The sequence below is a fragment of the Streptomyces sp. NPDC107500 genome, from assembly GCF_055582785.1.
The window spans coordinates 1-16,058 of record NZ_JBVJPF010000015.1 but is presented as its reverse complement, the minus strand read 5'-3'; the positions used below and the strand labels follow the sequence as shown (position 1 = coordinate 16,058).

At 69.2% G+C, this 16,058-nt stretch carries 1 protein-coding gene; it reads right to left on the bottom strand.

Translation table 11 applies throughout. The features are described from left to right. Positions 1–16,048 (bottom strand): amino acid adenylation domain-containing protein (locus ACZ67M_RS37695; protein WP_469854353.1); only part of this gene is annotated, 16,048 nt, incomplete at its 3' end. Positions 16,049–16,058 lie beyond the last annotated feature (10 nt).

The window sequence follows — 16,058 nt, the reverse complement described above, 5'->3', positions numbered from 1 at the left end:
GCTGACACACCACCACACCCTTCGGCACCCCCAACGACCCCGACGTATACATCACATACGCCGCCACACCCCCCAACCCACCCACACCCAAATCCTCCTCATCCAGCCCCACACCAGCCCCCACCCCTACCACCCGCACCCCACACTCCCCCGCCACCCCACCAAACACCCCGCCACCCGAACCCACATCCGCCACCGCAACACGCACACCACAATCCCTCAACACCACACCCATACGCGCCGCCGGCCACCCAGGATCCACCGGCACATACGCCCCGCCCGCCTTCCACACAGCAAGCAGCGCAACCACCAGATCAACCGACCGCTCCATCGACACCGCCACCACACACTCCGCACCCACCCCCTCATCGATCAACACCCGCGCCAACCGATTCGCGCGAGCATTCAACTCCCCATACGACACACCCACCCCACCCTGCTCCACCGCCACCGCACCCGGATCCCGCATCACCTGCCGCTCGAAGAGGCCAGAGACGGTCTGAGGCTCCGCGGTGGTGTTCCAACCGCCGAGGATCTGTCGCCGTTCCGCGTCAGTGAGGATGTCGATCTGCCGTACCCGTGCCTGAGGCTTGGCAACGACGCCGGTCAGGACGCGGGCGAACCGCTGACCGATGGTTGCCGCGGTCGTCCGGTCGAACATGTCGGCCACGGCCGTCAACGAACAGTTCAGCCCGGCCGGGCGGTCATCGTCGTCACGCGTCTCGGTCACGGTGACGCTGAGATCGAACTTGGCCGGCTTGCCCTCGGGCAGCTGGGCTTCCGTCTGAATGCCGGGCAGTTCGAGTGCCGCCTCGTTTTCCCGCTCGACGGTGAGCATGACCTGGAAGAGGGGGTGCCGACCCCGTACCCGGGTTGGGGCGAGCACTTCGACCAGCCGCTCGAACGGCACGTCCTGGTGGTCGAGAGCGGCCAGGTCGTGTTCGCGTACGCGGGCCAGTACATCGGTGAAGCTCGGGTTGCCCGTCAGGTCGGTCCGCAGGACCAAGGTGTTGACGAAGAAGCCGACCAGCCCGTCCAGTGCCTGGTCGGTTCGTCCGGCCACCGCGGTGCCGATCGGGATGTCTTCGCCCGCCCCGAGCCGGGACAGCAGTACCGCCAACGCCGCCTGCACCACCATGAACGACGTGACACCCTGCTCACGTGCCAGCGCCGACAACTCCTCGTGCACGGCGGCCGGGAGGCGGAACGTGATCGCGTGTCCCCGGTGGGAGGGCACCGTCGGACGTGGTCGGTCCGTCGGCAGCCGCAGCTCTTCCGGGGCACCCCGCAGTGCCTCACGCCAGTAGGCGATCTGGGCTGCCTCCAGGCTTTCCGGATCGTCCTTGTCGCCGAGCAGTTCGCGCTGCCACAAGGTGTAGTCCGCGTACTGCACCGGAAGCGGCAGCCACTCCGGCTCCTGGTCCTGGCGCCGCGCCACGTATGCGGCCGACAGGTCCCGGGCCAGCAGGTCCGTCGACCAGCCGTCCCCTGCGACGTGGTGGATCACCACCACCAGCCGGTGGACATCCGTCCCGCTGCGGATCAGCAACGCACGCAGGGGGATCTCGGCCGCGAGGTCGAACCCATGGCCGATCTCCGCGGCCACCAGGGCGGCGGTCTCTCCTTCGCTTGTGACTTCGGTGGACCGCAGGATGCGTCCCACCCCGTCCACATCCAGCACCTGCTGGTACGGCTCGTCATCGTGAGCGGGAAACACCGTACGCAGCACCTCGTGCCGAGCGATGACATCGCCCAGCGCTGCCTCCAGTGCCTCCGTGTCGAGTTGCCCACTCAGACGAAGTATCACCGGCATGTTGTAGGTGGGGCTGGGGCCCTCCAGCTGCGCCAGGAACCACAACCGCCGCTGAGCGAACGACATCGGCACCCGCTCAGGCCGCTCCCACCGCGCCAACCCCACCCGCGCCGCATCCGCACCCGCGATCCGCGCCGCCAACCCCGCCGGCGTCGACGCCTCGAACAACTCCCGCACACCCAACTCCACCCCCAACACCACCCTCAACCGCGACACCAACCGCATCGCCAACAACGAATGCCCACCCAAAGCGAAGAAGTCCTGCTCAACCCCCACCCGCTCCACACCCAGCACCTCCGCGAACACCCCACACACCAACTCCTCCAACACCGACACCCCACCCCGCCCACCACCAGCCACACCAACCCCATCGACCCCGCCAACCCCGTACTCCGGAACCGGCAACGCCCCCCGATCCACCTTCCCGTTCACCGACAACGGCAGCCCACCCGACAACACCACCACCGCCGACGGCACCATGAACTCCGGCAACCTCCCCGCCACCCACGCCCGCAACCGAGAACCCAACCCCTCCCCAACCCCCGACCCCTCCACCACCACATACGCCACCAAACGCTTGTCCCCAGGCACATCCTCACGCGCCACCACCGCAGCCTGAACCACCCCCGGATGCCCCACCAACACCGCCTCGACCTCACCCGGCTCAATCCGGAAACCACGGATCTTCACCTGGTCATCGGCCCGTCCCATGTGCATCAGCCGCCCATCAGCAGTCCACCGGCCCAGATCACCGGTCCGATACATCCGCTCACCCGGCACGCCATACGGACATGCCACGAAACGCTCGGCCGTCAGGCCCTCCCGGCCCGCGTATCCCCGTGCCAGTTGGCCACCTGCGACGTACAGCTCGCCCGTGGCGCCTGGCGGGAGCAGCTTCAGATGCCGGTCCAGGACGAAGACACGCAGACCCGGAATCGCCCGCCCGACCGCGCTTCCCCGCGACGCTCCGGCGCCGACATCCGCACCCGCACCCGCACCCGCACCCGCACCCGCAGGCGCCTTCACGGTCTCAGCCGTGACGTGCACCGTCGTCTCGGTGATTCCGTACATGTTCACCAGCGTCGGTTCGTCGGACCGATGACGCGTCCACCAGCCGTCCAGCCGCTCCACGTCCAGCGCCTCGCCGCCGAAGACGACCCACCGCAACGAGGACCAGTCCGGGGTGGCGGGCCCGGATTCCTCGGCGCGCATCAACTCGTAGAACGCCGAAGGGGTCTGCGACAGGACGGTCACCCGTTCCTCGGCCAGCAGCCGCAGGAACGCGTCGGGGGACCGCGACACGTGGTACGGCACCACCACGAGCCGGCCTCCGTGCAGCAGTGCCCCCCAGATCTCCCACACCGAGAAGTCGAACGCGAAGGAGTGGAACCACGACCACGCATCGTCGGCGCCGAAGCCGAACCGCCGGCGCAGCGCGCTGAACAGCGTCGCGACGTTGCGGTGCGTCACCAGCACACCCTTCGGTGCGCCCGTCGACCCGGACGTGTAGATCACGTACGCCGGGTGCTCCTCGGTCGCCCTCGTACCCGGCCGGTCCGCCGCCGCTTCCAGATCCGCGGACGAGTCCGTCGCGAGGGTGGCCGTCGTATCGAGGTCGTCCAGCAGCAGGGCCGGGGCCACCAGGCCGGCGGGCAGCACGTCCACGAGCGCGCCGGTGGTCAGCACGCACACCGGTTCCGCGTCCTCCAGTACGTACGCGATCCGGTCCCGGGGGTAGGCGGGATCGACCGGCAGGTAGGCTCCACCGGCCTTGAGTACGGCCAGCAGGGCCACGACCAGTTCGGCGGACCGGTCCATCAGCACCGCCACCACGGACTCCGGCCCCACCCCTCGCCGTGTCAGGACCCGTGCCAGTCTGTTCGCCTGCTCGTTCAGCTCCCCGTAGGTCATGCTCTGGTCTCCGGAGACCAGAGCCACGGTGTCCGGCGTCCGTGCGGCCTGTTCCTCGAAGAGTCCGGGCAGGGTCACATTCGCGGCTACCGGCACGCCGGCATCCGGCTCGCGCTCCAGCTCCCGCTCCCGCTCCCGCTCGGGGAGGAGCAGTCTGCGCTCGTCCTCGGACAGGACATCGATCTCATGGAGCCGTACGTCAGGATCGGCGGCCACCGTCGTCAGCAGGCGGTTCAGCCGGTGCCCGAGTGCCGTGACGCTCTCCGCGTCGAACAGGTCCGCCGCCCCGACGACCGAGCCCCGCAGGCCCATCGGTCGACCGTCATCGAAGATCTCCCCCAGACTTACGTCGAGATCGAACTTCGCCGGCAGCGGTCCGCCGGTGTACGCCTCGGCCCGCACGCCGGGCAGGTCGAGGTTCGCGGGGTCGTTGTTCTGGAAGGTGAGCATGACTTGGAACAGCGGATGGCGTGCCATGGAGCGTGGCGGCGCCATGAGTTCGACCAGCCGCTCGAACGGCAGATCCTGGTTCTCCAGCGCTTGCAGGTCGCGTTCGCGTACCCGGTCCAGGACCTCGGCGAAGGTGGGGTCGCCGTGCAGGTCCGTGCGCAGCACCAGGGTGTTGACGAAGAACCCGACCAGGCCGTCCAGGGCCTGGTCGGTGCGCCCGGCCACCGCGGTGCCGATCGGGATGTCCTCCCCGGCGCCGAGCCGCGACAGCAGTGCCGCCAGACCGGCCTGGACGACCATGAAGAGCGTGACACCTCGTCGGCGGGCCAGGGAGGCGAGCGCGGCATGTGCCTCCGCCGAGATGTCCAGTCGCGTCGTGTGGCCCCGGTATGAGGCCTCCGTCGGCCGTGGCCGGTCCGCCGGCAGGTTCAGCTCCTGCGGTGCCCCGGTCAGCGCCTGCCGCCAGTGGCCGACCTGGGAGGCGAGGAGGCTGTCCTGATCGTCCTCCTCCCCCAGCAGGTCCCTTTGCCAGAGGGTGTAGTCCGCGTACTGCACCGGCAGCGGCTCCCACCCGGGCGCGCGCCCCTCGCACCGTGCCGCGTACGCCGTCGAGACGTCCCGTCCCAACGGCCCCATGGACCAGCCGTCTCCCGCGATGTGGTGGAACACCACGACCAGCACCGACGAGACCGGACCGGTGTGGACCAGCAGAGCCCGTACGGGAATCTCGCGCGCGAGGTCGAAACCGTGGCCGATCTCGGCCGCCACCAGTTCCGCGGCGCGCTCTTCGTCGGCGGCCTGGGCGACCCGAAGGACGTTCCCGACCTCGGCGGGGTCCAGCACCCGCTGGTACGGCTCGTCATCGTGGGCGGGGAAGACCGTACGCAGCACCTCGTGCCGTGCCAGCACGTCCCCGAGCGCCGACCTCAGCGCGCTTACGTCGACCTGTCCGGACAGCCGCAGTGCCGTCGGCATGTTGTAGGTGGGGCTGGGGCCCTCCAGCTGCGCCAGGAACCACAACCGCCGCTGAGCGAACGACAACGGCACCCGCTCAGGCCGCTCCCACCGCACCAACCCCACCCGCGCCGCATCCGCACCCGCGATCCGCGCCGCCAACCCCGCCGGCGTCGACGCCTCGAACAACTCCCGGACACCGACCTCGACCCCGAACACCACCCGCAACCGCGACACCAACCGCATCGCCAACAACGAATGCCCACCCAAAGCGAAGAAGTCCTGCTCAACCCCCACCCGCTCCACACCCAGCACCTCCGCAAAGACCCCACACACCAACTCCTCCAACACCGACACCCCACCCCGCCCACCACCAGCCACACCAACCCCATCGACCCCGCCAACCCCGTACTCCGGAACCGGCAACGCCCCCCGATCCACCTTCCCGTTCACCGACAACGGCAGCCCACCCGACAACACCACCACCGCGGACGGCACCATGAACTCCGGCAACCTCCCCGCCACCCACGCCCGCAACCGAGAACCCAACCCCTCCCCAACCCCCGACCCCTCCACCACCACATACGCCACCAAACGCTTGTCCCCAGGCACATCCTCACGCGCCACCACCGCAGCCTGAACCACCCCCGGATGCCCCACCAACACCGCCTCGACCTCACCCGGCTCAATCCGGAAACCACGGATCTTCACCTGCTCGTCGGCCCGCCCCATGAACACCAGCACACCGTCCGCACGCCACCGCACCAGGTCGCCGGTCCGGTACATCCGCTCACCGGCACCGCCGTACGGGCATGCCACGAACCGCTCACCGGTCAGCCCCGGACGATGGTGGTAGCCGCGGGCCAGCGGCAGACCCGCTACATACAGTTCACCGGCGACCCCGGGCGGAACCGGCCGCAGGTACCGGTCCAGCACGTACAGGCGGGTGTTGGCGACGGGACCGCCGATCGGCGGGACCGTCTCCTCCTCCCTGGAGCAGCGGTGCCAGGTCACCGCGATGCAGGTCTCGGCCGGTCCGTAGCCCTGGACGAGGTCGATGTGCGGGAACAGCGCGAAGGCCCGGTCTCGCAGGGCTCCGGGCACCGCCTCACCGCCGCTGGCCAGCTGCCGCAGGGTGGACAGGCCGGAGACGGTCGGCTCCTCCAGGACCCCGGCCAGGGCCGAGGCGATGAGGTGCAGCACCGTCACGTCGTGCCGCCGTACCAGTTCCACCAGGTGAGCGGGGTCGGCCGTGCTCCCGGTGGGCGCGATGACCAGGCTCGCGCCGATCACCAGCGGACAGAAGGTCTGCCACACCGAGGGGTCGAAACCCATGGGTGCGGTGAGCATCAGCCGGTCCGTCCGGTCCCATCCGAACTCCGCGACACGGGCGAGTACGTGATTGACCACTGCCGCGTGGGTGACCGTGACTCCCTTAGGGGTGCCGGTGGAACCGGAGGTGTACATCACGTACATCGGGTGGGCGGGGAGGAGCAGGGGGCGCCGACCGCCGACCGCACCGGCTTCGGTGTCCTCGGCCGGGTCAGGACCGTGGCCAATCCGGTCCCCGATGCCGTGTCCGTCGACCGTGAGCATCGGCAGGCCCAGTCCGGCGGCACCCTCCTCCCGCCACGAGGCGCGGGCGATCACGCACACCGGACGCGCGTCGGCGAGCATGAAGGCGACACGCTCTTCCGGGTACGCCAGGTCGACGGGCAGGTACGCGCCGCCGGCCTTCAGCACCGCCAGCAGGGCCACGACCAGGTCGATCGAGCGGTCCATCGCGACCGCCACCACCGACTCCGGGCCGACACCCCGGTCCACCAGCACTCGGGCGAGTCGTGACGCCCGATCGTCCAGGTGGGCGTAGCTGATCTCCTCGTCCCCGCAGATCACCGCAGGTGCGTCGGGAGTCCGCGACACCTGTCGCTCGAACAGGTCCACCACCGTCACGTCGGGCAGCGTCTTCGTGGTGTCGTTCCACCGTTCCAGGACCCGCGAACGATCCCGGGGTGCCAACACCTCCACCGCGGGCAACGGCGTGGACGGTGCCTCCTCCAGCCCGGTGATCAGGCTTTCGAGGGCGGTGTGCAGCGACGCGCACACCAGCTCCGGATCGCCCGGAGCCGCCGCCCCGGCCGTCAGCACGAACCCGGCCCCGGAGTCATCGACCGAGACCACCAAGGGGTAGTTCGTCCGGTCCTCGGTCGACAGGACCGTCATGCCGGGCATCCCGCCGGCGTGCGAGTCGTCCCCGGACACACGGTTTCCGTGACGGTAGTTGAACAGCGTCGTGAACAGCGGCACCGAGGCCGGTACCCCGCCGGCCGCCTGTGCCAGGGCGAGTGGAGCGTGTTCGTGCACCAGCAGCCCGGACAGCTGCTCCTGCATGGCCCGCACCGCGCCGAGGGCGTCCAGGTCCGCTACGTCCATCCGCACCGGCAGGGTGTTCATGAACGGGCCGGGAATCCGCTCGGCCCCCGCCCCCGCGTTCATGCGGCCCAGCAGCACGGTCCCGAACACCACGTCCGTCCGGCCGGCGAGGCTCGCCAGCACCCGCGCCCATGCCACGTGGAACAACGTCGCCGGACTCACCCCCAGCGCACGCGCCCCCTCTCGTAGCCGCCGCGCCAGCAGGTCGTCCACTGCCATCCGCACCCGCTGCACATCGGAACCGTCGCCATGGGCGTCGGCCAGGCCGAACGGCAGCGTCGGCTCCGTCACTCCGCCCAACAGCTCCGCGAAGTACGCCTCATGTTCCGCGCGGGACATCCCCAGCCGCGCCTGGGCGACGAAGTCCCGGAAGGGCAGCGGCACCGGCAACTCGTCCCCGCGCCCGTCCAGGAGGGCGGCGACCTCGCTCAGCACCACCTCCAGGGCCGTGTGATCGCGCAACAGGTGGTGGACCTGCACCACTGCCAACCAGCGCCCCGTCACCGGGTCGGCCGCCACACCCACCCGCAGCAGCGGCGCCCGCCGCACGTCCATCCACCGCCCGGCGACTTCCAGCAACTCGGCCGCCGCGTCACCGTTCCCGGGCAGAGTGACCTCTCTGACCGGGACTACGGCTCGCCGCCAGACCACCTGCACGGGCTCGGGCAGGCCTTCCCAGATCACCGCGGTGCGATAGATGTCGTGCCGGTCCACCACCTGCTGCAACGCGGCCAAGAACCCGTCCAGCCGGGCACGGCTGTCGAAGCCCAGAGCGAGAGAGAGGAGATAGGGGTCCGCGTCTCCTGAGTCGGTGATCAGGTGGTGGAAGAAGATGCCCTCCTGCAACGGCGCCAGCGGGTACACGTCCGCCACGTTCGCCGCGCCGCCTTCGACCGACGTGCAGACCAGGTCGATCTGCGCCTGCGTCAGCTCGACCAACGGCAGCATCTCCGGCGTGATGACCTCCGCGCCTTCCCTGGGAATCCCGTTCGGCGGAACGTCCACCGCACCGCCGCCACCGGTGCCCGCGGCGGCAGCCAGTCCGGCCGGCGTCGGTGCCATCAGGAGTGCCCGCACGGACACGCCGAGCCCGCGCTCGCGCAGCCGGGACGCCAGGGTCACCGCGAGCAGCGAGTGTCCGCCCAGCTCGAAGAAGTTGTCCTCCACCCCCACCCGCTGGACACCCAGGACATCCGCGAACACATGACACACCAGCTCCTCGAGGACCGTCGCAGGACCTCGCCCACCAGCGGACGAATGCTCGGGTACCGGCAAGGCGGCCCGGTCCACCTTCCCGTTCGCCGTCAACGGCATCCCGTCCAGCACCACCACCGCCGACGGCACCATGTACTGCGGCAACCGCTCAGCCACCAAACCCCGCAGGTCATCACCGCCGACGGCCAGATCGTCAGCGGCGACGTAGGCCACCAGGCGCCTGTCCCCCGGCACGTCCTCACGGACCAGCACCACCGCCCGGTCCACCGCGGGATGCGCCACCAGCACGGTCTCGATCTCGCCCGGCTCGATACGGTAGCCACGCAGCTTCACCTGATCATCCGCACGGCCCACAAACACCAGCTGCCCGTCCACCGTCCACCGGACCAGATCCCCCGTCCGGTACATCCGCTCACCCGGACCACCGAACGGGCACGCCACGAAACGCTCCCCGGTCAAGCCCGGGCGGCCCAGGTACCCGCGGGCCAACTGCACCCCCGCCACATACAACTCACCCACCACACCCGGCGCCACCGGCTCCAGGAACCGGTCCAGCACGAACGTCCGCGTCGTCGCAAACGACCGGCCGATCGGAACCGAACCCACGCTTCCGTCGCCCTCACCCACACCAATCACGTAATGCGCCGACCCGACCGTCCCCTCCGTCGGACCATAGTGATTCACCACATCGACACCCGGATGCGCGTCACGCCACCGCTGCACCACATCCCAACCGAGGGCTTCGCCGCCCACCATCAACTGGCCCGTCGGAGCACACTCCTCAGGCAGCGCCTCCAGCAACGGCAGATGACTCGGCGTCACCTTCAGAAAGCCCAGACGGCGCCCGTCCAGCACCGCCGGCAGACCCTCATCCAGACCGGACACGAACACACATCCACCCGACACCAACGCCGCATACAACCCCGTCACACCCAGATCAAACGACACCGACCCATGCAGCAGACTGCTCTCCCGCACCCCCGGATACGCCTCCACACACCAGGCCACATAGCCGGCCAGCGCCCCGTGCGACACCACCACACCCTTCGGCCGACCCGTCGACCCCGACGTATAAATCACATACGCCGCATGCCCCGACTCCACCCGCACCGGCCCCACCGGCTCACCATCCGCCACCGCCTCGTCCACCAGCACCGCCAGACCCTCCGGCAACCCACCCGCCAACCCCGCACTGGTCACCACACACACCGGGTCCGCGTCCTCCAGCAACCAGGTCACGCGTTCCGCCGGCGCCTCCGGATCAACCGGCAGATACGCACCTCCCGCCTTCCACACCGCCAACAGCGCCACCACCGCATCAACCGACCGCTCCAACAACACCCCCACCACCGACTCCGCACCCACACCACGCCCCGCCAGCACCCCCGCCAACCGGGACGCCCGCTCATCCAACTCCCCATACGACAGCGTCTCCCCCTCACCCACCACCGCCGGCGCATCCGGAGTCCGCGCAACCTGCTCCCCGAACAACCCCGGCACCACACCCGACACCCCCACCACACCCGACTCATTCCACCCAACCAACACCCGCCCCCGCTCACCCTCCGACAACACCTCAAGCCCACGCAGCCCCGTGCCCGGCGTGCTCTCCAGAGCCTCGACGAGACTCCCGACCGCCGTGTGCATCAGCCCGCACACCAACTCGGGATCAGCAGGTTGAAGCGCATCGGCCGTCAGCCGGAACCCAGTCCCCGTGTCATCCACTGCCAAGGCCAGCGGATAGTTGGTGACACCTCTCCCGTAAACCATCGTCACGCCGTCGATGCCGTTCAGATCACCGTCACCGGGGTGCTCGCCCGACAGCTGGGTGTGGCGATAGTTCAGCAGGGAGGTGAACAGAGGGGCTGAGGCCGGGACGCCGCTGGCCTTCTGCGCCAGGACCAGCGGGGCATGCTCGTGCACCAACAGGGCGGCCAACTGGTCCTGCATCGCGCGCACCGCACCGATGACATCCTTATCAACGTGCACCCGCACCGGCAGAGTGTTCATGAACGGCCCCGGGATCCGGTCCGCGCCCAGCCCGGCATTCATTCGGCCCAGCAGCACAGTCCCGAACACGACGTCCGTCCGGCCGGCCAGACTCGCCAGCACTCGCGCCCAGGCCACATGGAACAACGTTGCCGGAGAGACACCCAGCCCATGGGCTCGCTCCCGCACTCGGTGCGCCAACAGATCATCCACTGCCAGCCGCGCCCGCTGCACACCGGAACCGTCACCACGAGCGTCGGCCAATCCGAACGGCAGCGTCGGCTCCGTCACATCACCCAACAGCTCCGCGAAGAATCCCTCATGCTCCGGACGCGGCATCCCCAACCGGGCCTGGGCCACGAAGTCACGGAAGGCCAGCGGCTCTGGGAGACGGTCACCGTCCCCAGCCATAAATGCCGCCACCTCACCCAGCACCACCTCCAACGCGGCGTGGTCCTGCAACAAGTGATGCGCCTGCACCAATGCCAACCATCGGCCCGGCCGCCCCGGCTCGGCCGCCACGTGCACCCGCACCAGCGGGGCCCGCCCCAGGTCCATCCACTCTCCCGCCACCGACAGCAGCGCCGCGGCCGGGTCTCCACCACCCTCCCGCAACGTCACCTCGGTCACCGGAACGACCGCACGGCGGGCGACCACCTGCACCGGTTCAGGCAGCCCCTCCCACACCAACCCAGTGCGGTAGATGTCGTGCCGGTCCACCACTCGCTGCAATGCCGCCAGGAACCCGTCCAGCCGCTCACGGCTGTCGAAGCCCAGCACCATCGGCACGAGGTACACGTCCGCCTCACCCGGGCCGGCCAGCAGGTGATGGAAGAAGATGCCCTCCTGCAACGGCGCCAACGGATACACATCCGCCACATTCGCCGCCCCACCCTCCACCGACTCGCACACCAAGTCGACCTGCGCCGCCGTCAGCTCCACCAGCGGCAGCATCTCCGGCGTAATCACCTCCACACCCTGCTCGGGAATCCCGTTCGCAGGGACCTCCACCACACCCTCCCCATCAGCACCGGCGGCAGCCAAGCCCGCCGGCGTCGGCGCCACCAGCAAGGCCCGCACCGATACCCCGAACCCACGCTCACGCAACCGCTGCACCAACGACACCGCCAGCAACGAATGCCCACCCAGCTCGAAGAAGTTGTCCTCCACGCCTACACGGTCAACGCCCAGGACCTCCGCGAACACCTGACACACCAGCTCTTCAGCCACCGTGGCAGGACCCCGCCCACCAGCAGACGCATACTCCGGCGCCGGCAACGCGGAACGGTCCAGCTTCCCATTCACCGACAACGCCAACTCATCCAGCACCACCACCGCCGACGGCACCATGTACTCCGGCAACCGCTCAGCCACAAGACTCCGCAAACCGTCACCCACAACGGCATCGCCCTCGGGCACCACATAGGCGACCAGGCGCTTGTCACCCGGCACATCCTCACGCGCAACCACCACCACCTGACCCACCCCGGGATGCGCCGCCAGAACCGCCTCGACCTCGGCCGGCTCCACCCGGAACCCACGCACCTTCACCTGATCATCCGCACGGCCGACAAATGCCAGCTGCCCGTCCGCGGTCCACCGCGCCAGGTCCCCGGTCCGGTACATCCGCTCACCTGAATCACCGAACGGGCACGCCACGAACCGTTCTCCCGTCAGCGATGGACGCTGGTGATACCCACGAGCCAACTGCACGCCGGCGACGTAGAGTTCCCCGGCCACTCCGGGCGGCACCGGCTCCAGGAACCGGTCCAGCACAAACACCCGCGCGTTCGCCACCGGCCCGCCCACCGGCGGCACACCCAGCCCACCCTCAAGCACCCGCCCGGCGGTGACCATCACCGTCGCCTCCGTCGGCCCGTACGTGTTCACCAACACCCGGCCATCCGCCGCCCACACCCGCGCCACCTCAGCCGACAGGAGTTCACCGCCCACCAGCACCCGCGCCAGCCTGGGCACCGTCTCCGGGTCGACCACACCCAGGAGGGAGGGCACCACGCTCGCGACCTCCACTGCCTCCCGCACCACCACATCAGCCAGCAACCCCACATCCGCCCGCTCCGCCTCCGACGCCACCACCAGACGACCACCCGACGCCAACGTCACCGCAACATCCAGCACCGAACCGTCAAAACCAAACGACGCAAACTGCAACACCCCCACGCCGGGCCCCACGCCCAGCACCGGACCCAGAGCCGCCACCAAACCCACCACCGCACCCCGAGACACCACCACACCCTTCGGCACCCCCGACGACCCCGACGTAAACATCACATACGCCGCACCACCCAGCCCACCAAGCACAGGGTCCGCCACCGCAGCGGAATCCAGCCCGGGATCATCCAGACACACCACCGGCGCACCCAGACCATCCGGCAGCCCACCAGCCAGAGCGCTGTCGGTCACCACACAGACCGGCCCAACCTCCGCCAGCACCACACTCACCCGCTCCACCGGATACGACGGATCAACAAACACATACGCACCCCCCGCCTTCCACACCCCCAACAACGCCACCACCACATCCACCGACCGCTCCAACACCACCCCCACCACCGACTCAACCCCCACACCCCGCCCCACCAGCACACCCGCCAACCGAGACGCCCGCTCATCCAACTCCCCATAAGTCAGCGACTCCCCACCACACACCACCGCCACCGCACCCGGATCCCGCACCACCTGCTCCGCGAACAGCTCCACCCACGACACCTCAGGCACCGACACAGCACCACTGTTCCACCCATCCACCACCCGACCCCGCACCGACGACGGCAGCACACCCACACCACCCAACGCCACCCCCGGCCCCACCTCCAACGCCCCCACCAACTCCCCCACCGCCATCTCCACCAACTCACACACCAACCCCGCATCCCCCGGAGCCACCGCATCAACCACCACCGCAAACCCAGACCCAGCCCCAGACCCGAGGTCATCCACCGCAACCGCCAACGGATAGTTCGTCCGCTCCTGCGCGAACAACAACTCCACACCAGCCGCACCACCACGCACCGATCGCCCGTCATGCCGATAGTTGAACAACGACGTGAACAACGGAGCCGACGCCGGGACACCACTCACCCTCTGCGCCAAGGCCAGCGGGGCATGCTCATGCACCAGCAGGCCGGCCAACTGCCCCTGCATCGCCCGCACCGCGCCCACCACATCCAGAGCCTGCACATCCACCCGCACCGGAAGCGTGTTGATGAACGGACCAGGAATCCGCTCCGCCCCCACCCCCGCATTCATCCGACCCAGCAACACCGTCCCGAACACCACGTCCGACCGGCCCGCCAGACTCGCCAGCACCCGCGCATAGGCGACGTGGAACAGCGTCGCCGGACTCACCCCCAGCTCGCGAGCCTGCTCCCGGATACGCGCCGCCAGCCCGTCATCCACCCTCAACCGCGCCGACCGCACACCCGTACCGTCACCACGAGCATCGGCCAGCCCAAAGGGGAGCGTCGGCTCCGTCACATCACCCAACAGCTCGGCGAAGAACTCCTCATGCTCCGCACGCGAAACCCCCAACCGCGCCTGCGCCACGAAGTCCCGGAACGGCAGCGGAACCGGCAACTCATCCCCGCGCCCCTCCATCAACGCCGCGACCTCACCGAGCACCACCTCCAGCGCTGTGTGGTCCTGCAACAGGTGATGCACCTGCACCAACCCCAGCCACCGTCCCGAACCGCCGGGCTCGGCAGCCGCGTAGACCCGCAGCAACGGGGCTCGCCGTACGTCCATCCACTGCTCTGCGTTCGCCAACAGCTCCGCGGCCGCGTCACCGCCTTCCGACAACGTCACCTCGGTCACCGGAAGCTGGGCACGGCGCAAGACCACCTGTACCGGCTCGGGCAGCCCCTCCCACACCACTGCCGTGCGGCAGATGTCGTGCCGGTCCACGACCTGTTGCAAGGCCGCCAGGAACCCGTCCAGCCGTTCGCGAGCGTCGAAGGCCAGCGCCATCTGCATCAGATACGCGTCCGCCTCACCCTGGCCGGCCAGCAGATGATGGAAGAAGATGCCCTCCTGCAACGGAGCCAGCGGATACACGTCGGCGACGTTCGCCGCGCCGCCTTCAACGGACTCGCACACGAGGTCGATCTGCGCTGCCGTCAGCTCCACCAACGGCAGCATCTCCGGCGTGATCACCTCCGCGCCCTGCTCGGGGATGCCGTTCGGCGGCACCTCGACCGCACCGCCACCGCTGCTCGACGCCGCAAGCGCCGCCGGTGTCGGTGCCTCGAACAGCACCCGCACCGACACCCCGAGGCCCCGGTCGCCCAGCCGCTGCACCAAGGAGCCCGCCAGCAGCGAGTGTCCGCCCAGCTCGAAGAAGTTGTCCTCCACCCCCACCCGATCCACACCCAGCACTTCCGCGAAGGCCTGGCAGACAAGCTCCTCGGCCACCGACGCCGGGCCCCGCCCACCGGCGGACGAGTGCGCCGGGGCCGGCAGCTCCGCCCGGTCCAGCTTCCCGTTCACCGTCAACGGCAGTGCGTCCAGGACCAGCACCGCCGACGGCACCATGAACTCCGGCAACCGTCGGCTCGCGTGTGCACGCAGCATCCCCGGCAGTGCCTCGGCTTCGGCTTCGTCGACCTCCCTGTCGGGGACGACGTAGGCGACGAGCCGTACATCTCCTGGCACATCCTCACGCGGAACAACCACCACCTGCCCCACCCCCGCATGAGACCCCAACACCCCCTCCACCTCACCCGGCTCAACCCGCACCCCCCGCACCTTCACCTGACCATCCACCCGCCCCACAAAAGCCAACTCCCCACCCCCAACCCACCGCACCAAATCCCCCGTCCGATACATCCGCTCACCCACACCACCAAACGGACACGCCACAAACCGCTCCCCCGTCAACCCAGCCCGCCCCACATACCCCCGAGCCAACCCCACACCCGCGATATACAACTCCCCCACCACACCCGGCGCCACCGGCCGCAACCACCCATCCAACACAAACACCCGCGTATTCCAAATAGGACCACCAATCAACGGCACCACCCCACCCGAACCCGAACCCCCACCCGAATCCGCTCCTTCACCAGACCCCGGCCACACCCACGCCGTCGAATCCACCGACGTCTCCGTCGGACCATACAAATTATGCAACTCCGCACCACACAACCCCACAAACCGCTCCGCCAACACCCCCGACAACACCTCACCCGAACACACCACCCGCCGCAAAGAACCCCAACCACCCACCACACCCCCCTCAACAAACACCCCCAACATCGACGGCACAAAATGAACC